19 protein-coding genes are annotated in these 19,912 nt (G+C 66.1%); 13 read left to right on the top strand and 6 right to left on the bottom strand.

The features are described from left to right. The 4 genes from L284_RS29575 to L284_RS29560 all read left to right on the top strand — a co-directional run. Positions 1-349: energy transducer TonB (locus tag L284_RS29575; RefSeq protein ID WP_021232917.1), on the top strand; the 349-nt coding region annotated here is incomplete at its 5' end. Positions 350-419: 70 nt separating this feature from the next. Continuing rightward, positions 420-1,190, top strand: coding sequence for a MotA/TolQ/ExbB proton channel family protein (locus tag L284_RS29570; protein WP_021232916.1), 771 nt, complete (start codon positions 420-422; stop codon positions 1,188-1,190). A gap of 120 nt (positions 1,191-1,310) precedes the next feature. Further along, complete coding sequence (locus tag L284_RS29565; protein ID WP_021232915.1) at positions 1,311-1,844, top strand: ExbD/TolR family protein; 534 nt, start codon at positions 1,311-1,313, stop codon at positions 1,842-1,844. Between the two features lie 29 nt (positions 1,845-1,873). Further along, the gene (locus tag L284_RS29560) at positions 1,874-2,308 is read left to right on the top strand and encodes an ExbD/TolR family protein (RefSeq protein ID WP_031341578.1); all 435 of its coding nucleotides are present in this window, start codon (positions 1,874-1,876) and stop codon (positions 2,306-2,308) included. Positions 2,309-2,407: 99 nt separating this feature from the next. Here L284_RS29560 and L284_RS29555 read toward each other — a convergent pair whose 3' ends face one another. The 4 genes from L284_RS29555 to L284_RS29540 all read right to left on the bottom strand — a co-directional run bounded on the left by L284_RS29555 (position 2,408) and on the right by L284_RS29540 (position 7,580). Beyond that, the gene (locus tag L284_RS29555; protein ID WP_021232913.1) at positions 2,408-4,867 is read right to left on the bottom strand and encodes a ligase-associated DNA damage response DEXH box helicase; all 2,460 of its coding nucleotides are present in this window, start codon (positions 4,865-4,867) and stop codon (positions 2,408-2,410) included. Between the two features lie 165 nt (positions 4,868-5,032). Further along, positions 5,033-6,430: a phosphoglucomutase/phosphomannomutase PgmG gene (pgmG, locus tag L284_RS29550; protein WP_021232912.1), complete on the bottom strand. Its 1,398-nt coding sequence runs from the start codon at positions 6,428-6,430 to the stop codon at positions 5,033-5,035. Between the two features lie 44 nt (positions 6,431-6,474). Beyond that, positions 6,475-6,771 (bottom strand): J domain-containing protein, encoded by a 297-nt coding sequence (locus L284_RS29545; protein ID WP_021232911.1) that lies wholly within the window; start codon positions 6,769-6,771, stop codon positions 6,475-6,477. Then, positions 6,768-7,580 carry a division plane positioning ATPase MipZ gene (locus L284_RS29540; protein WP_021232910.1) on the bottom strand — a complete coding sequence of 271 codons (813 nt, stop codon included), beginning with the start codon at positions 7,578-7,580 and terminating at the stop codon, positions 6,768-6,770. The genes L284_RS29545 and L284_RS29540 overlap by 4 nt, the downstream gene beginning before the upstream one ends. A 200-nt stretch (positions 7,581-7,780) precedes the next feature. Here L284_RS29540 and panC point away from each other — a divergent pair, with 200 nt between their 5' ends. The 5 genes from panC to L284_RS29515 all read left to right on the top strand — a co-directional run bounded on the left by panC (position 7,781) and on the right by L284_RS29515 (position 12,299). After that, a complete protein-coding gene (gene panC, locus L284_RS29535; protein WP_021232909.1) occupies positions 7,781-8,638 on the top strand; it encodes a pantoate--beta-alanine ligase in 858 nt (285 codons plus the stop codon). A gap of 174 nt (positions 8,639-8,812) precedes the next feature. After that, positions 8,813-9,583, top strand: a complete 771-nt coding sequence (locus tag L284_RS29530; RefSeq protein ID WP_021232908.1) for a CsgG/HfaB family protein — start codon at positions 8,813-8,815, stop codon at positions 9,581-9,583. 72 nt (positions 9,584-9,655) lie between these two features. Beyond that, positions 9,656-10,363, top strand: coding sequence for a response regulator transcription factor (locus tag L284_RS29525; protein ID WP_021232907.1), 708 nt, complete (start codon positions 9,656-9,658; stop codon positions 10,361-10,363). After that, positions 10,348-11,721 carry a sensor histidine kinase gene (locus L284_RS29520; protein ID WP_021232906.1) on the top strand — a complete coding sequence of 458 codons (1,374 nt, stop codon included), beginning with the start codon at positions 10,348-10,350 and terminating at the stop codon, positions 11,719-11,721. The genes L284_RS29525 and L284_RS29520 overlap by 16 nt, the downstream gene beginning before the upstream one ends. Further along, the gene (locus tag L284_RS29515) at positions 11,718-12,299 is read left to right on the top strand and encodes a hypothetical protein (RefSeq protein WP_021232905.1); all 582 of its coding nucleotides are present in this window, start codon (positions 11,718-11,720) and stop codon (positions 12,297-12,299) included. Before L284_RS29520 ends, L284_RS29515 begins: the two co-directional genes overlap by 4 nt. Positions 12,300-12,406: 107 nt before the next feature. Here L284_RS29515 and ppa read toward each other — a convergent pair whose 3' ends face one another. Both ppa and L284_RS29505 read right to left on the bottom strand, forming a co-directional pair. Beyond that, positions 12,407-12,955 (bottom strand): inorganic diphosphatase, encoded by a 549-nt coding sequence (gene ppa, locus L284_RS29510; protein ID WP_021232904.1) that lies wholly within the window; start codon positions 12,953-12,955, stop codon positions 12,407-12,409. Between the two features lie 238 nt (positions 12,956-13,193). Beyond that, positions 13,194-15,137 carry a M61 family metallopeptidase gene (locus L284_RS29505; protein ID WP_021232903.1) on the bottom strand — a complete coding sequence of 648 codons (1,944 nt, stop codon included), beginning with the start codon at positions 15,135-15,137 and terminating at the stop codon, positions 13,194-13,196. Positions 15,138-15,311: 174 nt separating this feature from the next. Between L284_RS29505 and hisS the strand changes: the two genes are divergently transcribed. The 4 genes from hisS (at position 15,312) to L284_RS29485 (ending at position 19,783) form a co-directional block, all read left to right on the top strand. Next, positions 15,312-16,568 carry a histidine--tRNA ligase gene (hisS, locus tag L284_RS29500; protein ID WP_021232902.1) on the top strand — a complete coding sequence of 419 codons (1,257 nt, stop codon included), beginning with the start codon at positions 15,312-15,314 and terminating at the stop codon, positions 16,566-16,568. Positions 16,569-16,719: 151 nt separating this feature from the next. Then, entirely contained in the window at positions 16,720-17,790 is a 1,071-nt protein-coding gene (gene prfA, locus L284_RS29495) for a peptide chain release factor 1 (protein WP_021232901.1), read from the top strand. Then, a complete protein-coding gene (gene prmC / locus L284_RS29490) occupies positions 17,783-18,625 on the top strand; it encodes a peptide chain release factor N(5)-glutamine methyltransferase (protein WP_021232900.1) in 843 nt (280 codons plus the stop codon). Before prfA ends, prmC begins: the two co-directional genes overlap by 8 nt. A gap of 237 nt (positions 18,626-18,862) precedes the next feature. Next, on the top strand, positions 18,863-19,783 hold the full coding sequence (locus L284_RS29485; protein ID WP_021232899.1) for a DUF4167 domain-containing protein: 921 nt from the start codon (positions 18,863-18,865) through the stop codon (positions 19,781-19,783). Positions 19,784-19,912: the final 129 nt, after the last annotated feature.

Genomic DNA, 19,912 nt, shown 5'->3' with positions numbered 1-19,912 from the left:
CGCGGCTCCGCCCGCTCCCCCGGCTCCGGCTCCGGCACCCCCGGGCCCGTCCAAGGCTCGCGGCGCCTCGCCGAAGGGCCAGGGCAGCTGGGCCGCCCGCATCCAGGCGAATTATCCGACCCGCGCCGCTCGTGAAGAGCGTGAAGGCCGCGTCGGCGTGCGCGTCGGGATCGGACCGGACGGCAAGGTCACCTCCTGCTCGGTCACCGCATCGAGCGGCAGTCCCGACCTGGACGAGGCAGCTTGCGACGGCATGACCCGCTACGCGCGGTTCAACCCGGCGCTCGACGATGCCGGCAATCCGACATCGGGTCAGTTCTCGACGGCCATCGTCTACAAGCTGAACTAACTCCTTTAAGACTGGTCAGGCCCACACCCGGCCGGAATCAGTCCTGCATTCTTCTTGAGAGGTAAATCGCATGCTTATTGATATTCTTGCCGCCGCAGGTGAAGCTGCGCCGCAGAACAAGTTCGGTTTCATGGAGGCCCTGGAGGCCGGTGGCTTCATCTCGTATGCCACGGTCATCATCATGGGCATCATGTCCTTCGGCTCGTTCTACATCCTGTTCACCAAGTGGTTCGAACAGTCCAAGATCATGCGCCAGTACAACGTCGTCCGCACGACGTTCTGGAAGGCGCCGACCCTGCGTGAAGGCGCCGCCAAGCTCGAGAAGAACAGCGCCTGGCGCCAGCTCGTCGACGACGGCATCGCCGCCGAAGACCAGCACGCCAAGATGACCGACTCGCTCGAAGCGCACGACTGGATGCACGCCTCGCTCGCGCGTTCGGAAGCTTCGATCAACGCCCGTCTCGCCCAGGGCCTGCCGTTCCTCGCCACCGTTGGCGCAACCGCACCGTTCATCGGTCTGTTCGGTACCGTCGTCGGCATCTACCGCGCTCTGATCGCCATCGGCATCGCCGGTTCGGCTTCGATCGACAAGGTTGCCGGCCCCGTCGGTGAATCGCTGATCATGACCGCGCTCGGCCTGATCGTCGCCGTTCCCGCCGTTCTGGCCTACAACTACCTCCAGAGCCGCAACAAGCGCATCGCCGAAAACCTGACCGGCTTCTCGAGCGACGTTCTCGCGAACATCAACTCGAAGGGCGCCGTGAAGCCGATCGTTGTTGCTGCCCCGGCGAAGACCGCCGCTGCTCCGGCCAAGCCGGCCGCTGCTCCGGCCAAGCCGTAAGCAGTATCGGACGCGCTTCCGCAATGCGGAAAATAGGGCGCGTCCAAGGGAGAAAGGCGGCGGTGCGTTGCATGCGCGTCCGCCGCCTGCCCAGGGCAACGCAAGGATTAGGATAAAACTATGGCGATATCCTCGGGCGGAGGCGGTGCCGAGACACCGATGTCCGACATCAACACGACGCCGCTCGTCGACGTCATGCTGGTGCTTCTGATCATCTTCCTGATCGCGGTTCCGGTTGCGATCCAGACGATCGAAAAGCTGAAGATCCCTGTCGTCGAGGCCGTCGAATCGAAGGACAAGGTGGAAAACCTGCTCCTCACCGTTTCGACCACCGACGACGGCGGCAAGGCTGCGGGTGAACCCGGTTACGTCGGCGCTTCGCGCAACGGCGAATGCCGCGTCTACTTCAACAACATCACGCCGGTGACCTCGCAGGAACTGCGCGACCAGGCCTTCAAGCGTCTCGATGCGATCGTGAAGCGCGAAGGCGGCCCGCAGGCCCTTCAGGCCAACCCCGATCTCGTGCCGCAGGTCCACATTCGCGGTGACGTCAACGCCCCCTGGCGCTGCGTTGCCGGTGCGATCTACAACGTCCAGATCTCGGGCTACCCGACGGTTGGTTTCATCACCAATCCCGTCGACCCGAACGGCTGACGTTCAGGCAGGAACAGGAGTAACTTTCCATGGCAATGTCAGGCGGCAAGGACGATGGCGCGCCGATGATGGAAATGAACACGACGCCGTTGATCGACGTCATGCTCGTTCTGCTCATCATGTTCATCATCACCATCCCGGTTGCGACCCACTCGATCGACATCGATCTGCCGGTTGCAACCCCTCCGACGAACAATCCTCCTCCGGTCGATCCGATCCGCAACAAGGTGGTTCTCACCGCGGACGACAAGATCCTCTGGAACGGTACGCAGGTTGACGGCCCGGGTCTCGCGAATCTGCTCAAGCAGTCGCTCAGCTACCCGGTCGAACCCGAGCTGCAGTACCAGCCGGAACCGAACGCCAGCTACGATCTCTCGGCCCAGGTGCTGCAGCTGATCAAGGCGGCGGAAGTCACGAAGTTCGGCTTCGTCGGCAACGAACAGTTCCGCGACTTCGGCAAGTAAGCCGAACGGACGGAGCCGGTCTCTCAAGGACCAATGAAGGGGCGGAGCGATCCGCCCCTTTTTTGTTGCTCCGGGCATCCGGCAGACCAGCCGGGTCGCCTAATCGCCCTCCGGCGCCTCGACCGGATCCACGCGCATCGCCAGCGATGCCAGGCTCTCCGCCTCGACGAGCAGATCGTCGTCCGCCGAGCCGGACGGCAGCGACTCGCGCCCGATCATCGAAAGCGCCGGCACGGAAAGCGGGCTGATCCGCTCCAGCCGGACATGATCCACTTCCTGCGCCGCCCTGTCGAGCACGTCGGCCACGCGGGCCACATCTGTCATGCGGGCACGTGCATCGGCCCAGGCCGCTTCGATCAAGAGATGATCCGGCTCGTATTTGCGCAGCACGTCGTAGATGAGGTCGGTGGAGAACGTCACCTGCCGCCCCGACTTGCGCTTTCCCGGCTGCTGCCGTTCCACCAGGCCCGAGATCACCGCCACCTCCCGGAAGGCGCGGCGCAGCAGGTAGGACTGCTGCACCCAATCGATGAACTCATGCGTGAGAATATCGGGCGAGAGCAGCGCAGCGGGATCTTCCACGGGTTTGATGCCGTAGACCACCAGAGCGTAGTCGGTCGCGACGAAGCCGAGCGGACCGAGGCCGCGATCTTCCATGCGCCGCGTGACCAGCATTCCGAGCGACTGGTTCGCTGGCCATCCTTCGAATGTGTAATAGGTCGTATAGGCCCTGCCCTGGTGCGGAAAGCTCTCCACCAACAACCGTCCCGGTGCCGGCATGTGCGAACGCCAGTCCTGCACTTCCAACCATTCGCGCACGTCGTCGGGAAAGCGAGACCAGCCCGCCCGGTCGAACAGCATGGCTCTCACCCGATCGGCAAGGTGCGTGGAGATCGGCATGCGCTGCCCCATGTAGCTGGGGATCGTCGCCGATCGCCGGGCCGCACGCACCACCAGTTCCAATTCGCGTAGCGCTTCGACTTCCAGATCCATGCCCGCGAACCGGAAGGTGTCGCCGGGCTTCAAGCTGGCGCCGAAGCCTTCCTCCACCTTCCCCAGCGAACGACCGTTGCGGAAGCGCACGTCGAGCATTTCCGAGTCGACGATGATTCCCGCATTGAGCCGGTGCCGGGCGGCATGTTCCGGGTGCGCCAGGCGCCAGGTTCCGTCCTTTTCGCGAACAATGCGGCGGAAACGATCGTAAGACCGCAACGCATATCCGCCCGTCGCCACGAAATCGAACACGCGGGCGAACGTCTGCTCGTCCACCCAGGCATAGGCCAGAGAGGAGCGCACTTCGGACAGCAGGGCATCCTCCCGGAATGGCCCGGCGCAGGCCACCGCCATGACATGCTGCGCCAGCACGTCGAGCCCCCCCGGCCGGAACGGTTCGCCGTCCCGCTGCCCTTCGTGCACCGCCTCCTGCGCCGCAAAGGCCTCGAGAAACTCGAACCGATTCCCCGGCACCAGCAGCGCCTTGCTGGGTTGATCGAGCCGGTGGTTCGCGCGTCCGATGCGCTGGAGCAGGCGGGAGGAGCCTTTCGGCGCCCCCATCTGAACCACGAGATCGATGTCCCCCCAATCGACGCCAAGATCCAGACTGGCGGTGCAGACCAGGGCCCGCAGCCGCCCTTCGGCCATGGCGCCTTCCACTTTGCGCCGCGCCTCTTTCGAGAGCGACCCATGATGGATGCCGATCGGTAAGTTGTCCTCGTTGGCGTTCCAGAGCTCCTGGAAGATATATTCGGCGAGAAAGCGCGTGTTCGTGAAAATCAGCGTCGTTCGATGCGCCTTGACCTGCTCGATGAGCTGCGGGATCGCCCAGGTCGCCGCATGGCCGCTCCAGGGGATCCGCTCTTCCTGCGGCAGCAGGATCGAGACTTCCGGCTCGGCGCCGGCTTCGCCTTCGACCAGTTCGACGGTATCGATCTCGCCCCAAGGCGCCAGCCAGCCGCGGAAGGCATCGGGATCAGCCAGGGTAGCGGACAATCCCGCGCGCTGAAGGTCCGGCGAAAGGGCCTGAAGCCGCGACAGGGCCAGTGTGAGCAGGTCCCCTCGTTTGCCCGTTGCAAAGGCATGGATTTCATCGATGACCACGCGCTTCAGGCCGGCGAACAGCGTCGGCGCCTCGGGATAGCTGAGCAGGAGCGAAAGCGATTCCGGCGTGGTCAGCAGGACGTTCGGCGGACGGCTACGCTGCCGGGCCTTGCGGTCGGACGGCGTGTCGCCGCTGCGCGTCTCTATGCGGATCGGCAGGCCCATTTCCTCGACCGGCGTGAGGAGATTGCGCTGGACGTCGTGGGCCAGAGCCTTGAGCGGCGATACGTAAAGCGTGTGCAGCCCCTCCGGCAGCGGCGCCTCGCCTGCTCGGGAGGGGCAGAACGCCGCCAGCGTCGGCAGGAACCCCGCCAAGGTCTTGCCCGCGCCGGTATCGGCCACGAGCAGAGCATGACGCCCGCGATCCGCAGCCGTCAGCATCTCCGCCTGATGCCGCCGAACCCGCCAGCCGCGTCCCGCGAACCATTCGGCAAGCTCGGGTGGAACGGCGGCGGGCATCATGGAATCGATCTCGGCACGGTCATCGCTCGGTCGGTTGCATCAGCCCCGGCTTGAAGCATGGGCGGCTCCAACAGAAAAGCCCGAGGGGCCGGCCGGTTGCGGTACTCGCCGTGCAGACAGATCATCGCCGGGAGCCAGAGACGAAATCTCCGCCCGCATGCCGCGTCAGTGCCCGGCCTGATCGCCGCGCCGCAGCCCCGACGCGGCGAGTTGCCGATCGATTTCCGCAATCAGGCGCTCCAGCCCTTCCGCAGATCCGCTTTCCGCTCTTGCGACGAGCACAGCCTGCGTGTTGGAGGCCCGCAGCAGCCACCAGCCATCCGGCGTGGTGACGCGCACCCCGTCGATATCGACGAACCGCGCCCCTTCCGCTTCCAGACGGCCGCGAACTTCCGCGACGGCCGCGAACTTGCGGCTCTCGCTCACCGGGAACCGCAGTTCGCGCGTGTTGACCAGCACCGGCATCTCGCTGCGCAGCTGCGTGACCGAGCGGCCAAGCCGCGCGCTCGCCGCCATGAGGCGGACCGCTGCGTAAAGCCCGTCGTCGAACCCGTAGAACTTGTCCGCGAAGAAGATGTGGGCGCTTGTCTCGCCGGCCAGCGGCGCGCCTGTTTCCAGCATCTTGGCCTTCATGTGCGAATGCCCGCTCTTCCACATGAGCGGCCGTCCGCCATGGCGATGGATCGTATCGAAGAGCGCCCCGGAGGCCTTGACGTCTCCGATCACCACCGCGCCGGGACGCCGCGCGAGCATGTCCTCGGCAAAGATCCCCAGCAGCTGGTCGCCCCAGATCACGCGGCCCAGGCCGTCGACCACGCCGATGCGGTCTCCATCGCCGTCGAACGCCACGCCCAAATCGAGCTTCCGCGCGGCAATCAGCGCCTTCAGGTCCGCCAGGTTGGACTCCTCCGTGGGGTCCGGGTGATGATGGGGAAACGTCCCGTCGATCTCGGTGAACAGCAGGTGGTGCTCGCCGGGAAGGCGAGCGGTGAGCCGCTCCACGGCCTGCCCGGCGGCGCCGTTTCCCGCGTCCCAGCCGATCCGCAGGTCGGATAGGCCCTCGACGCCGGCAATTCCTTCGGCAATCCGCGCGACATAGGCTTCCAGCACCTCGCGCCGTTCCACGCCGCCTGCGCCTTCGTCCCAGTCCGCAGCCGCCGCCATCTCGCCAAGCCGCACGATGTCCGGCCCGAAGAACGGACGGCTGCCCAGCACCAGCTTGAAGCCGTTATGATCGACGGGGTTGTGGCTGCCGGTGATCTGGATGGCGCCGTCCACATCGTCTGCCGAGGCTTCCGCATAGTAGAGCATCGGCGTCGGTCCCAGGCCGACGCGGACGACATCGGCTCCGCTCGCGGTCAGGCCTTCGACGAGGGCCGCTTCCAGCATGGGCGAACTGAGGCGCCCGTCATAGCCGACCGCGACCTTCTGCCCGCCCCCGCGCCGCAGCACCGTGGCGAAGCAGCGGCCAAGGGCATAGGCGTCTGCCGGCCCGAGATCCCGCCCCACGACACCGCGGATGTCGTATTCACGGAGGATCGTGGGATCGAACCGATGGCTCATCGTCAGGGTGCTCCGCTCAGGTATAGCCGCTCAGGTGGCGCCGTTCATGGCTGGAGTTTGTCAAGCTTCGCCAGCAGGAGATCGCGCGCGGCGTTCGCCTCGTGAACCTTCTCGTTCGATCCGCCGCGGTCGGGATGGACCTGCGCGACGACACGGCGATGGGCATCGAGAATGTCCCGGCGGCTCGCGCCTTCATCCACGCCCAGCAAGGCGCGCGCCTGCGTGCTGGCGTGGACATCCGCAAAGGAAGGGCCGGGCAGCGGCTTGGCCTGCCACGGCCATCTTCCCTTGATCAGCCGCCAGGCAATGCAGGCCAGCGCGATGAGCCAGAGCAGCTTCATTCGTCGCCGGCGGCCTGCAACTCGGCTTGGCGGCCGGTCGGCATCGGCAGGTTCAGGCCCGCCACGAGCTGGCGCAGTTCCTGACGCGCCACGAGATGGCTGGTGCCGAGTTCGCCCAGGTGCCCCTTGTCGAGCAGGGTCAGGCCCGAGGGGAACAGCTCGCGGAAGATGACGCGCTCGGACAGTCCGTTGGAAATGCGGAAGCCCACGCGCTTCGACAGTTCCAGCAGCGCGCTTTCCAGGCGGCGCATGTTCTTCGCCTCGACGTGCTGGACGCGGTTGCGCACCACCACCCAGTCGAGTTCGCGGCGTCCTTCGTTGATGGTCTTGAGGCCGCGCTTCTTGCGGGTTTCCCACATGAGTTCGGCATAGAAAGAGAGCTTCTTCACCTTGAACGTCTCGCTTTCCACCTGGCCGATCAGGTCGAAGTCGATGAAGCTGTCGTTCAGCGGGGTGACCAGCGTGTCCGCGGTCGCCGCGACGTGGCGGGCGAAGGTATCGTCTCGCCCCGGGGTGTCGAAGATCAGGAAGTCGTAGCCCTCGGCAATGGCTTCGGCCAGTTCGTCCAGTTCGCCTATGTCCTCGCCGTCGTAGACCGCGAAGCGGGCGCCGGGCAGCGCGATCTCGCGGCGGCGCTCGGTCTCGACCCGGTTCTCCAGGTAGCGGTACAAGGTGCGCTGGCGCGGATCGAGATCGATCGCTGCCACTCTGGCGCCCTGATAGGCGAGTGCGATGGCGACGTGGACGGCCGTCGTGGACTTGCCGGTGCCGCCTTTTTCGTTGGCGAAGACGATGCGATGCGCTGTCACGGACCCTGTTCGCTTTCCTGTTGCCCCCGGACCAAGCCCGGCTTCCTTGCTCCCGGCTTCTACCCCGGAAGCGAAATCAAATCCTTAACCGCCGAAGCGGGTCAAACCCATTGCTCGCCCCATTGCTCAAAGGGCCGCGGTGCGGCTAAGGGCAGGCGCGACCACCGGTCAAGTGCATCCTATCGGAGCAGTGACACCCAATGCAAACCCTCCACAGCCTTGATCCACTGCGCCGTGCCGTTGCCGAACTGCGGGAAACGGGAAAGATCGCCCTCGTGCCCACGATGGGCGCGCTCCATGAAGGTCATCTGACACTCGTGCGCGAGGCGCGCAAACGGGCCGACCATGTCATCGTCTCGATCTTCGTGAACCCGCTGCAATTCGGCGCGAACGAGGATCTCGACAAGTATCCGCGCCAGCTCGAGCGCGACAGCGCCTTGCTGCAGGGCGAGGGCGTGGCCCTGCTCTGGGCGCCGACGGTGGAAGCGATGTACCCCCAGGGCTTCGCTTCCAACATTTCAGTCCAGGGGGTCAGCGAAGGGCTTTGCGGCGCTTCCCGCCCCGGCCATTTCGACGGCGTGGCCACCGTGGTCTGCAAGCTGTTCCATCAGGTCCTGCCCGATGTGGCGCTGTTCGGCGAGAAGGACTGGCAGCAGCTCGCCGTGATCCGCCGCATGGCCCGCGACCTCGACCTGACGCAGCCTCATGTCGACGCGGTGCTGGGTGTTCCCACGGTGCGCGAGGACGACGGGCTCGCGATGTCGTCGCGCAACGCCTATCTCACGCCCGAGCAGCGGGTGCAGGCGGTAGCCCTTCCCAATGCGATGAAAGTCGCGATCGCGGAGATCGAGCGCGGAGAGCCCGTCACGGCCAGCATCGCTCGGCTCGGAAAAGTGCTGCTCGATGGCGGCTTCTCCTCGATCGACTACGCCGAGCTTCGCGATGCCGACAGCCTGGCCTTGCGGGACGAGCGCAGCACGGCGCCCATGCGCCTGCTGGTGGCGGCCCGGATCGGCACGACGCGTCTGATCGACAACATGGCGGTCACGGGACAGTAGTCGCGGAACGGTAAGTGCGCGGGCGCAAGCCCCTCGATCTTTTGGATTTCCCCTCCCGAAATCTCACAGCATTAGTCATTTGCCCGGCAGCAATTAGGGGATATGGTGGCTGGGGGTTGGAAGGCCGGGCGACGTTGTGCCCCGATCTGTCCGGTACAACAGAGGGAAGTCATCATGAAGAAGATCGCCTGCGCGCTGGCCGCGCTTGTCGTCATGGCCGCAGCCCCTGCTGCGCAGGCCGAAGACCGCTCGTCCGCGCGCAAGGTCCAGGACAAGGGCGTCCAGCAGATTCCGGTTTGCCGCAAGAACCTCGGCACCGTTTCCATCGTCGAGCCCGACACCCAGTGGTGGCGCGAACTCAGCCTGGGCAGCCCCGAGGCGATCCTGCGCGTCTTCGTGCAGAAGTCCGGCTGCTTCACGCTGGTGAACCGTGGCCGCTCGCTGCAGAACAGCGCCATGGAACGCGCCCTCGCCGAACAGGGTGAGCTGCAGAGGGGCTCGAACATCGGCAAGGGCCAGATCCGCGCGGCGGACTACTTCCTGCAGCCGGACATCGTCTCGACCAACAACAATTCGGGCGGCAGCGGCCTGGGCGGCGTGCTCGGTGGCGTCGGCGGCCTGTTCGGTCGCGGGATCGGCGCGATCGCCGGTGGCCTCAACATCAAGAAGGGCGAGGCGAACGTGACCCTGTCGGTGGTCAATTCGCGCACCACGGTCGAAGAAGCACTGACCGAAGGCTATGCCCGCAAGTCGGACGTCAGCTTCGGCGGCGGCGGTGGTGGGTTCTTCGGCGGCACCTTCGGCGCGGCCGGTGGCGGCGGCTACCAGAATACCCAGATCGGCCAGATCATCGTGCTGGCCTATCTCGATGCCTATACCAAGCTGGTCACCCAGCTCGGCGGCCTGCCGGAAGATGCCTCGGCAGCGGCTCCGGTGGCACGCTGAACCCATAATCCGGCGGATGGCGCCGGCGGGAGCGATCCCGCCCGGCTCCATCGCGCCCGGATCGTCAGTGCCATGACCGGCCCCAAAACCCTCTACATCGAAGACGACGCCCGCGCCGCCACGCAAGTGCAGGAGCTGGCGGAGCAGGCGGGGATAACCCTCGTGTGGGCAGCCAGTGGCGAAGATGGCCTGCGGCTGGCCGGCGTCGAGCATTTCGACGTGATCATCCTCGACCGCATGCTGCCCGATCGTGACGGGCTGACGATCCTCTCGCGCCTTCGCGAGAGCGGGATCGGCACGCCGGTCCTGATGCTGTCGGCGCTGGGCCGCACCAGCGACCGTGCCGAAGGCCTCGATGCCGGCGCGGACGACTACCTCGCGAAACCCTTCGAAGCGGCCGAACTGCTCGCCCGGCTGCGGGCCCTGCACCGACGCGCCTCCGGCCGCGAGCACAGCGCGGTCATTCTCTACGGCGCCTTCGAATGCCACGTAAAGGCGCGCACCGCTTTCCGCGCCAATCGGCATCTTGCGCTGAGCCCGAAGGAATTCGAGCTTTTCCGCTACTTCATGGAAAACGCCGGAGAAGTGCTCACGCGCGAGATGCTGCTGCGCGACGTCTGGAAGATGAACTTCGACCCCCAGACCAACGTCGTCGACGTGAATATCGGCCGCCTGCGCCGCAAGCTGGAGGAAGGCTTCGACTCGCCCGCGCTCGAAACGATCTGGGGATCGGGTTATCGCCTGCTCGATGGGCGGCAGGATTCATGGCACGCCTCGTAGAAATCCATAGGTCGATTTTCGCGCAGCTCATCGCCTGGGCCATCCTGATCGCGGCGATGATCACTTTCGGCCTCTGGCTGCTGACGGATGCGACGATCCAGCGCACCAACCGCATTGCCCTCGAACGCGCGGTCGACGTGGACCTTGCCGGCATGGTCGACATTTTCGCCAGCGGCGGCGCGGTGGAACTTTCCAACCGGCTAAACGACCGGCTCGCGCTTCAACCCCGCGACGCCAACCCGGCGCACTACATCCTGGCCGATGCCAGAGGAGCGGCCCTTGCGGGCGACCTCCGCACCTGGCCGGGGCTGCACGCGGGCATTTCCGAAACCCGCGACATCGCCCTGCCGAGCGGGCAACGCGCGCTGGCACGCGCGACCCAGCTGGGACCGGACCTGCGGCTCCTGGTGGCGCACGAGTACCGCGATCTGGGGCTTCTGCTGCGGCAGGTCGCGCTGGCCTTCCTCGCCGGCGGACTGCTCGCCGTGGCGGCGGTCGCGCTCGCCGGATGCCTGGCCGCGCGGCGGCTGGCGGGGAGGATCGAGCGCATCAACGCCGCCTTCCGCCACCCTGACGACGATGCCCTCGCCCAGCTTGCGAACGGCTCGAAGGACCGCGACGAGATCGACGAGTTGACGCGCCATTCCGGCGATGCCCTCTCCCGCCTGCGCCGCCTCGCCAGCGCCCAGCGGGAAACGACCGATCAGGTGGCGCACGAAATGCGCACACCGCTGATGCATCTCGACAACCGGCTGGTCCGGGCCCTCGCCGCGCTGCCCGGAAAAGCGCGCGATAGCGAGATCGCCGCCCGCATCACCGATGCCCGGCAGGAAATCCGGAGCATTATCCGCATGTTGGAATCGCTGCTCGATATCGCCGCGAGCCAGGCGCGGCGCGGCGACCGACACGGGCTTTCGCCCGTCGATCTCAGCGCTCTCGCCGAGCGTCTGGCCGAGCTATATGCCGACAGTGCCGAGGAATCGGGCCATCGCTTCGAACTGGCGATCGCGCCGGGCGTCACTGTCGAAGGAGAGGAGATGCAGCTCACCCGGCTGATCACCAACCTGCTCGACAACGCCTTCAAGTTCGTGCCGCCGGGCGGCACCGTCCGGCTGGAACTGGAGCGGGGACCAAGGCTGACGATCCGCGACGACGGCCCGGGCGTACCTGCCCAGGATCGCGACAGGATCTTCGACAAGTTCAGCCGCGCTGCCAACCATGACGGCCTCGACGCCAGCGGAGCAGGACTGGGGCTGGCGCTGTGTCGAGCGATCGCCCAACGCCATCATCTTGAAATCCGCCTCGTGCCATCGGAAAAGGGCGCCTGTTTCACGATCGCCCCGGAGTCGAAATCATGAATGCGCTCAGGTCCATCCTTGGCGGCGCCGCTTTGCTTGCCGCCGTTCCGGCGCTGTCGGCACCCGTCGCGCCGGGCGATGCGGCAAGACTTCCCATGGCGCGCGACGAACGCGTGGCCGAGGCGCTGGTGACGGCCCAGCAGGCCGTGATCTCCTCCGATCGCGTGGCGCTGGCCGACGCCTTGCGCATCGTCGAACGATCGGGTGCCCGGCCCCTGCAGGGCTGGAGCGGCGCCGATCCGGTTCCGGCCTGGCGGACGCTCGTTCCGAATGCCGAAGGGGCCGTCCTGCGCGGCAGCCCGCTGGGTCCGGGTTACAGGACGGGCCAGGTGGCCGCGGGGAAAATCGACTCCTTCCAGCAGGTCTTCCTCTCCGGCCGCAAGGCCAGCATCGCTCTGTCCACTGCAGGCGGCGAGCCGCTGAGCCTGCGCGTAATCGATGCCGAGCGCCGGCCCGTCTGCCTGGCCGACGCACCGCGTCGCGCCTGCCGCTGGGTGCCCGTATTTACCCAGCGCTACATGATCGAGGTCCGCAACGGCGGACAGAGCCAGGCGAACTACTTCCTCGTCGTCGACTGAGCTGCGCAGTCCCCCTGCTCTCCTCGAAACCCACACATAAAGGGCCGACGGTTCACACCGCCGGCCCTTCGTTCCACATGGGGGGTGGTGGAACTCTATAGGCTGGATCAGGCCTCGACCTTCTTGCCCTCGGTCTCGTAGCGTTCGATCGCCTCGAGAACGATCTTGCGTGCTTCCTCGGCGCCGCCCCAGGTGCCGACGCGCACCCATTTCTCGGCTTCGAGGTCCTTGTAATGGGTGAAGAAGTGCTCGATCTGGCTGAACACGATGCCCGGCAGATCGCCCCGTTCCTGAACGTCGGAATAGTAGGGGAAAGTCTTGTCGTCGGGCACGCAGACGAGCTTTTCGTCGCCGCCGTGCTCGTCTTCCAGGTTCAGCACCGCGATCGGGCGAACACGCACGACCGAGCCGGGCACGAAGGGCGAGCGGGCAACGACCAGCGCGTCGAGCGGGTCACCGTCCGGCGAAAGCGTGTGCGGCACGAAACCGTAGTTGGCGGGGTAGCGCATCGGCGTGTGCAGAATGCGATCGACGAACAGCGCGCCGGAGTCCTTGTCGAACTCGTACTTCACGGGCTCGCCACCGACGGGCACCTCGATGATGACGTTCAGGCTCTCCGGCGGGTTCTTGCCGACAGGGATCATGTCGATGCGCATGTTGGTCCTTCATTACTGGCACGCAGTTGTCGTGCCTGTTCATCTTTGACCGGGGGGCTTAGCCTTGCAACTTATGCATCGCAACTGCCTTCTCGGGGTAGATGTCTCCAGTTTGCGACACATCCGCCGCTGCGGTCGACGAAATACCCACGCTGAAAAGGAAAAGGCCCAGAAAACGGATCAATTCCGTATCCGAGCCCTTCCTTGATATGAGGCATATGCGCCCCGGCGGACGCGCCTACTTGCTGCGCGGTGCCAGCAACCGGTCGAGGCCGTTGACCTTGCCTGGCGTAGTGCTTTCCAGCCAGGGCCAGCGCAGGCCGCCGTGATAGTCGAGCGCCACGGTGCTGAAGGCATCGCCGCGCTTCACCAGCAGCGAGATCGGCGTCTTCGCGGTCTTCGCCGCGGTGATCGCGTCCTTGATCCCTTCTCCGCTATAGGCCGTGCCGTTCACCGCCATCACCTTCACGCCGCTGACCAGCCCGGCGTTGTAGCCCAGACCGTCGAACACGGCGGAAGTCACCATGCCTTCGCTGTCCAGCGTCACGCCCAGCGAATAGGTGAGATCGAGCGACTTGCGCGAATCCGAGACGCCCTTGTCATAGCCGTTCTGCGTGTCCTTCCAGACCAGCTTGTAACCGGCCATCTCGACGCCCCTGGTGGGCGCGGGCTGGTTGGTGTCGTAGATGCGGGTCTTGAGGAACGTCGCCCAATCGTAGGCATAGACGCCGTTCAGCGTCTTCACCACTTCATCGAAGTCGTAGGTCAGCTCGCCCCAGTCGCCGTCGCGCACGCCGAAGAACGCCTTGGCGAAATCGTCGAGGCCCTTTTTGCCGCCGGTGCCCTGGCGGATGATCTGGTCCGCTTCGAGCCAGGTCAGCGCGCCTTCCACGTAGTAATCCTCGGTCCGGGTGATCGAGGTATAAGGCAGCGGACGGCGCATGTTGAGCACCGGCGCAAAGGTGGTGTCCTCCACCGAGCGCCAGCCCCGACCCGGCGTCGCCTCCGAATAGCGGGCGACGGCACCCGCCAGCGTGTCGAGGATCGTCTGCTTGGTCTGCACGCCCGAGCGCGCCGCCAGGATATAGCCCCAGAACTGGGTCTGGCCCTCGTAGACCCAGAGCAGGGTGTTCTGCATGGGCTGCTGGTAATCCGGCGTCCAGAGGTCGGCCGGCCGGCGGTACTTGCCGTTCCAGCTATGGACGAATTCGTGCGGGATCACGTTGCGATCCCAGTCCATCTTGTCCCACTCGGTCCAGACCTTGGGCTCCATCTGGTTCTCGCTCGAACGATGGTGTTCGAGGCCGATGCCGCCCATGCGGTCGGTCAGCGCCAGCAGGAAGTCGTAATGGTCGAAGTGCCGCGCGCCGAATGTCAGCAGCGCTTCGGACACCAGGTTGCGATAGGTCTTCATGTTCTCGGGCTTGATGCCCAGCAGCTTGGCCTCGTCCGCGACCACGGCCATGCCGACGTCATGGCCGAGATCCCAGCGCTGCGCATACTTGCCCGCGAAGATCGGCTCGTCGACCAGACGTTCGTAGTCGGTCGGTGCCCAGGTCACGGTGTCGCCCTGCTGGCTCTTGCCGTCGAGCGCGGTGTAGACGGTCCAGCCGGTCGGGAACTTCACCGTCGGCTTCACGGTGATGCCGCGCGTGTAGTAGCCCGAGGGGTAGAGGCTCATCTTCTCCCACTGGAGGTTGAGCATTTCCTGCGTCATCGTGACGCGGCCTTCCTTGGCCTGCACCGGCGAAGTGTGGATGAACTTGGCGGTGACCGCTTGCGTCCCGGGCGGAAGGTCGAGGTGGAAGGCATTCACCGCCACGGGGTCGCGCTGCCACCTGATCTCCTTGCCATCGGCGAAGAAGTGGATCTGCGCGAGCAGCGCGGCCGGGCCGGTGGGCGAGTGGTTGCCCGGCAACCAGCTAGGCTGGACGAGGATCAGCTTGTCCGCACCCGCCGCGACCGGGAACTGCTGCGTTACCCGATAGACTCCGTGGACGACATCGCTGGCGTCGATATCGAGCGCGATGGTGCCGGGGTAGGCCTTGTCCTGCGCGGCAGGCAGCGGCGCGGGCAGCGCCGGGGCCATGGGGCGGCTCCGCTGCGCGGAATCCTGCGCGAGCGCGGGGGTTGAAACCGAAAGGAGGGCGAGGAGCGTGACGACCGCGTTACGATATTTCATGTCGCCAGTCTTTGCGGCTGTTGCCGGTTTTGGCAACCATCCAATTCGCTCCGGCGCGAAGGGACCACATGTTGTCGCGCCATCCGCTGCTCCCCCGGAATTTCACCCTCGGGGCCGGGCGCCCCGTCCACAGCCACTTTCCCCGCCGCCGCAATCGGGCTAAGCGCGCGCGTCATGAGCACCACACCGAGCAAAACGCCTCAGGCCATTCGCGGAACCCAAGACATCTTCGGCACCGATGCCGAGGCTTTCGCCCATGTTGTCGAGACCTTCGAGCGCATCCGCAGGCTCTACCGGTTCCGCCGTGTGGAAATGCCGGTCTTCGAGAAGACCGAAGTGTTCTCGCGCTCGATCGGCGAGACGACCGATGTGGTCTCCAAGGAAATGTATTCGTTCGAGGATCGCGGCGGCGAATCGCTGACCCTGCGTCCCGAATTCACGGCAGGTCTCGCCCGCGCCTACCTGACCGACGGCTGGAAGCAGTTCGCCCCGCTCAAGGTGGCGACGCACGGCCCGCTGTTCCGCTACGAGCGCCCGCAGAAGGGCCGCTACCGCCAGTTCCACCAGATCGACGCCGAACTGATCGGCTCGCCCGAGCCGCTGGCCGACGTGGAACTGCTGGTGATGGCCGACCACCTCCTGAAGGATCTGGGCATTTCGGACGGCGTGACGCTCCAGCTCAACACGCTGGGCGATGTCGCCAGCCGCGATGCCTGGCGCGCCGCGCTGATCGACTATTTCCGGGGCCACAAGGCGGAACTGTCCGAGGATTCGCAGGACCGCCTGGAGCGCAACCCGCTGCGCATCCTCGATTCCAAGGATCCTCGCGACAAGGTCTTCGTCGGCGATGCTCCGAAGATCGACGCTTTCCTCTCGGCCGAGGCGCAGGACTTCTTCGCGGCAGTCACCGCCGGGCTCGATGCCGCCGGGGTTGCCTATGAGCGCGCACCCTCGCTGGTGCGCGGGCTCGATTACTACCGGCACACCGCCTTCGAATTCGTCACCACCCGCCTCGGCGCACAGGGCACGGTCCTGGGCGGCGGCCGCTATGACGGGCTGATGGAAAGCCTCGGCGGCCCCGCCACTCCGGCCGTGGGCTGGGCGGCGGGGATCGAGCGTCTGGCGATGCTGGTCGCGGACGCCGGAACGCTCACCGAAGCGCCGCTGACGGTCGTTCTCGCGGTCGAGGACGATGCTGCACTGAACTATGCGCAGAAGGTCGTCACCGCCCTGCGCTTCCAGGGCCTCGACGCCGAGATGGTCGCCACCGGCAGCGCCCGCAAGCGCTTCGACAAGGCCGTGAAGATGGGCGCCAAGGTGCTCGTCTCGTTCGGCGTGCAGGACGGCGTCCCCACCGCGAACCTGCGCGCGGCCGAGCCCACCGCCGAGTACCTCGCGGTCGAGCAGGTCCTCCAATCGGTCCATCCGTGATCTTGGTTGCTTCCCTGGTGCATCGCGCTTTGGGCCTCCCCTTCCCCGCTCCCTCAGGGGAGGGGACCGAGGGGTGGGGGTTGTCCGTCCGGTGCCACGCGGGGAGAAAGCCCTCCCCCCCAACCCCTCCCCTGAAGAGGAGGGGCTTGTAATGTCCGTCTCCGATACCCGTCTGGCGCAGATCGCCGCGCGTTTCTCCGAACTGGAAGCACGCCTGGCCTCGGGCACGCTGGAAGGCGAGGCCTTCGTCACCGCCAGCCGCGACTATGCGGAGCTGGAGCCGGTGGCGCGCGTCGCGGCCCAGGTCGTGTCGATGCGCGGCGAACTGGAAGCGCTCCAGACGCTGGAAGACCCCGATCCCGACATGCGGGCGCTTGCCGAGGAGGAAGTGATCCGCCTCAAGGCCGAACTGCCCGAGGCGGAACGCCAGCTCGCCGTCGCCATGCTGCCGCGCGACGCGGCGGACGTGCGCCCGGCCATGCTGGAAATCCGCGCCGGCACCGGAGGCGACGAGGCGGCCCTGTTCGCCGCCGACCTCTATCGCATGTACGAGCGCTACGCCGCCGAGCAGGGCTGGCGCGTGGAGATGATCTCCGTCAATGCCAACGACCTCGGCGGTTTCAAGGAAGTGGTCGCCAACGTGGCGGGCGCGGGCGTCTTCGCCAAGCTCAAGTTCGAAAGCGGGGTCCACCGGGTGCAGCGTGTGCCGGTCACTGAATCGGGGGGGCGCATCCATACGTCGGCGGCAACCGTGGCCGTTCTGCCGGAACCGAGCGAAGTCGATGTCCAGATCGAGGACAAGGATCTCAAGATCGACATCTTCCGCGCATCGGGCGCGGGCGGCCAGCACGTCAATACGACCGATTCGGCGGTGCGTATCACTCACTTGCCCAGCAACCTGGTGGTGATCTGCCAGGACGAGCGCAGCCAGCACAAGAACAAGGCCAAGGCCATGCAGGTCCTGCGCGCGCGTCTGTACGAGAAGATGCGCGAAGAGGCACACGGCGCCGAAGCCGAAGCCCGCAAGGCCATGGTCGGCTCGGGCGACCGTTCGGAGCGCATCCGCACCTATAACTTCCCGCAAGGCCGCGTGACCGACCACCGGATCAACCTCACCCTGCATCGCCTGCCCGAGATTCTCGAAGGTCCGGGCCTCGCCGAAATGGTCGATGCGTTGCTGGCAGAGGACGAGGCCAAGCGCCTCGCCGCCATGGATGCCTGACAAAACCGTCGGTGAGGCTCTTCGCGAGGCAGCAGAACGCCTGTCCGCGAGCAGCGATACTGCACGGCTCGATGCCGAAGTTCTCATGGCCCATGCCCTGGCCACATCGCGATCGTCGCTGCTGCTGAACCGCATGCGCGACCCCGTGCCCGAGATCTTCGCCGCGCTCGTGGACCGCCGGATGGAGCACGAACCCGTCGCCTATATCACCGGCTCCCAGGAATTCTTCGGCCTGCCCCTCGCGGTTGGACCGGACGTGCTGATCCCGCGCGGAGATTCCGAAGTTCTGGTCGAGGCCGCCCTGGCCGCCCGCCCCGCTGCGCGCAAGGTGCTCGACTGCGGCACCGGCTCCGGCGCTCTGCTGCTGGCGGTGCTCGCGAACCTGCCCGACGCGCGCGGCGTCGGCATCGACAGTTCTCCCGGCGCGCTGGCCGTCGCCCAGGGCAACGCGGCTGCCCTGGGCCTCGGAAACCGCGCATGCATGATCCCGGCGGATTGGCACGTCCCGGGATGGACTGCGGCGCTGGACGGGCCGTTCGACTTGATTCTCGCCAATCCGCCTTATGTCGAAACGACGGTAAGGCTCGAGCGCTCGGTCGCCGCCTACGAGCCTGCGAGCGCGCTCTATTCCGGTGAACTGGGCCTCGACGACTATCGCGCGCTGATCCCCCAATTGCCTGCGATACTGGCTCCGGGCGGGGCTGCGCTGGTGGAGATCGGCCACGAACAGGCCGAGGCGGTCGCGGCAATCGGCGCATCCTGCGGATTGTCCAGCCGCCTGCACCGCGATCTGGGCTATCGGCCGCGCGTGCTGGAGTTTTCAACAGTCTCTTAAGTTTTCACTTGGAATTCCGCCCCGGAGTCCCTAAAGATTATGGCGAACCGGCACATGGATGAAATTTCCCATGTGGGTGGTTCGCCTCCAACTCTTGCAGATCGTCGCGGCCTGAAACGGCTACGACCCGGCAACGGTGGAGTTCACGGCACTCGGGGGCGATCCGTGATCATGTGACGTGTGGCAGATCGGCCCGACGGGAACAGGCGGATGCCCTGGGTTTTGAGGAAATAATCCTTGAATAATAATCGTGGTAACAACCGTCGGCGCGGCCGCGGCAACAATCGCCAGCAGGGCGGTCAGCAGATTAACCGGATCGACAGCAGGGCACGCGGCAATGCGCCGCAGCTGCTGGAGAAGTACAAGAAGCTGGCCCATGACGCGCACCTCAACGGTGACCGCGTGCAGGAGGAATATTACCTTCAGTTCGCGGACCACTACTTCCGTGTCCTTGCCGATCAGAAGCAGCGTCAGGAAGAATCGCGTCAGCCGCGTCGGGACGATCGCTCGTCGGACTACAGCGACGATTACGGATCGGACGAATACGGCGATTATGAATCGCCCGCTTCGGAGCGTCAGGAACGCCCTGAACGGCAGGAACGGCCCGAGCGTCAGGAGCGCAGCTACGGCCGTCAGGATCGTGAGCCGCGCCAGGAACGCCAGCCCCGCCGTGACGATACGCGCCGCGAGGAATTTCGCCGCGAGGACCGCGCACCGCGCAGCGAATCGATCCAGGAAGAAGCTACTGCCAATCCCGGCAACGAGGCCCAGGTTCAGCCCGAAGGCGAGCCGATGGTCTACGAGCCGGCGGAAAACCCCTTCGTTCGCGACAATCGTGCATCGCGCGGCCTGAAGCAGCGCAAGCCGCGTCGTCAGCGCGACGAGGACCAGGGCGAGACCGCCGTCGAAGCAGCTCCGGCCGCCGAAGCGGCGCCGGCAGCAGCCGAGCCGATGGGTAACCTCGATCCCGCCACCCTGCCCCCCGCGATTTCGGCCGCTCCGGCCAAGCGCACCAGGGCTTCCGCGGCCAAGGCAGCGCCCAAGCCCGTAGAAGACGCTGAAGCGACCGAAGAGAAGCCTCGCCGTCGTCGCACGCGCAAGGCCGCGCCCTCGGCCGACGAAGGTGGCGAAAGCCCGCTGGAAGCCCTCAACTCATAAGAGGGACGGGCGCTTTTTCGAAAGCGCCAGCGCATGAAAAGCCCGCGACCCGCGTCTCGCCGAAAGGCAAGGCGCGGGTCGTCGGCTATTGGCGAGGATCACAGGCTTGACTTCGATCCGCGATGTTGG

This window comes from Novosphingobium lindaniclasticum LE124, assembly GCF_000445125.1.
Taxonomy (GTDB): domain Bacteria; phylum Pseudomonadota; class Alphaproteobacteria; order Sphingomonadales; family Sphingomonadaceae; genus Novosphingobium; species Novosphingobium lindaniclasticum.
This window is presented reverse-complemented; position numbering and strand designations above follow the sequence as displayed.

What these genes read in the sequence shown, in the direction of transcription:
- pgmG (WP_021232912.1), bottom strand. Translation starts at nt 6,430, where the DNA reads ATGAGCCATCGGTTCGATCCCACGATCCTCCGTGAATACGACATCCGC.
- L284_RS29515 (WP_021232905.1), top strand. Translation starts at nt 11,718, where the DNA reads ATGAATGCGCTCAGGTCCATCCTTGGCGGCGCCGCTTTGCTTGCCGCC.
- L284_RS29560 (WP_031341578.1), top strand. Translation starts at nt 1,874, where the DNA reads ATGGCAATGTCAGGCGGCAAGGACGATGGCGCGCCGATGATGGAAATG.
- prmC (WP_021232900.1), top strand. Translation starts at nt 17,783, where the DNA reads ATGCCTGACAAAACCGTCGGTGAGGCTCTTCGCGAGGCAGCAGAACGC.
- L284_RS29530 (WP_021232908.1), top strand. Translation starts at nt 8,813, where the DNA reads ATGAAGAAGATCGCCTGCGCGCTGGCCGCGCTTGTCGTCATGGCCGCA.
- L284_RS29565 (WP_021232915.1), top strand. Translation starts at nt 1,311, where the DNA reads ATGGCGATATCCTCGGGCGGAGGCGGTGCCGAGACACCGATGTCCGAC.
- L284_RS29555 (WP_021232913.1), bottom strand. Translation starts at nt 4,867, where the DNA reads ATGATGCCCGCCGCCGTTCCACCCGAGCTTGCCGAATGGTTCGCGGGA.
- hisS (WP_021232902.1), top strand. Translation starts at nt 15,312, where the DNA reads ATGAGCACCACACCGAGCAAAACGCCTCAGGCCATTCGCGGAACCCAA.
- L284_RS29525 (WP_021232907.1), top strand. Translation starts at nt 9,656, where the DNA reads ATGACCGGCCCCAAAACCCTCTACATCGAAGACGACGCCCGCGCCGCC.
- prfA (WP_021232901.1), top strand. Translation starts at nt 16,720, where the DNA reads ATGTCCGTCTCCGATACCCGTCTGGCGCAGATCGCCGCGCGTTTCTCC.
- panC (WP_021232909.1), top strand. Translation starts at nt 7,781, where the DNA reads ATGCAAACCCTCCACAGCCTTGATCCACTGCGCCGTGCCGTTGCCGAA.
- L284_RS29520 (WP_021232906.1), top strand. Translation starts at nt 10,348, where the DNA reads ATGGCACGCCTCGTAGAAATCCATAGGTCGATTTTCGCGCAGCTCATC.
- L284_RS29545 (WP_021232911.1), bottom strand. Translation starts at nt 6,771, where the DNA reads ATGAAGCTGCTCTGGCTCATCGCGCTGGCCTGCATTGCCTGGCGGCTG.
- ppa (WP_021232904.1), bottom strand. Translation starts at nt 12,955, where the DNA reads ATGCGCATCGACATGATCCCTGTCGGCAAGAACCCGCCGGAGAGCCTG.
- L284_RS29505 (WP_021232903.1), bottom strand. Translation starts at nt 15,137, where the DNA reads ATGAAATATCGTAACGCGGTCGTCACGCTCCTCGCCCTCCTTTCGGTT.
- L284_RS29570 (WP_021232916.1), top strand. Translation starts at nt 420, where the DNA reads ATGCTTATTGATATTCTTGCCGCCGCAGGTGAAGCTGCGCCGCAGAAC.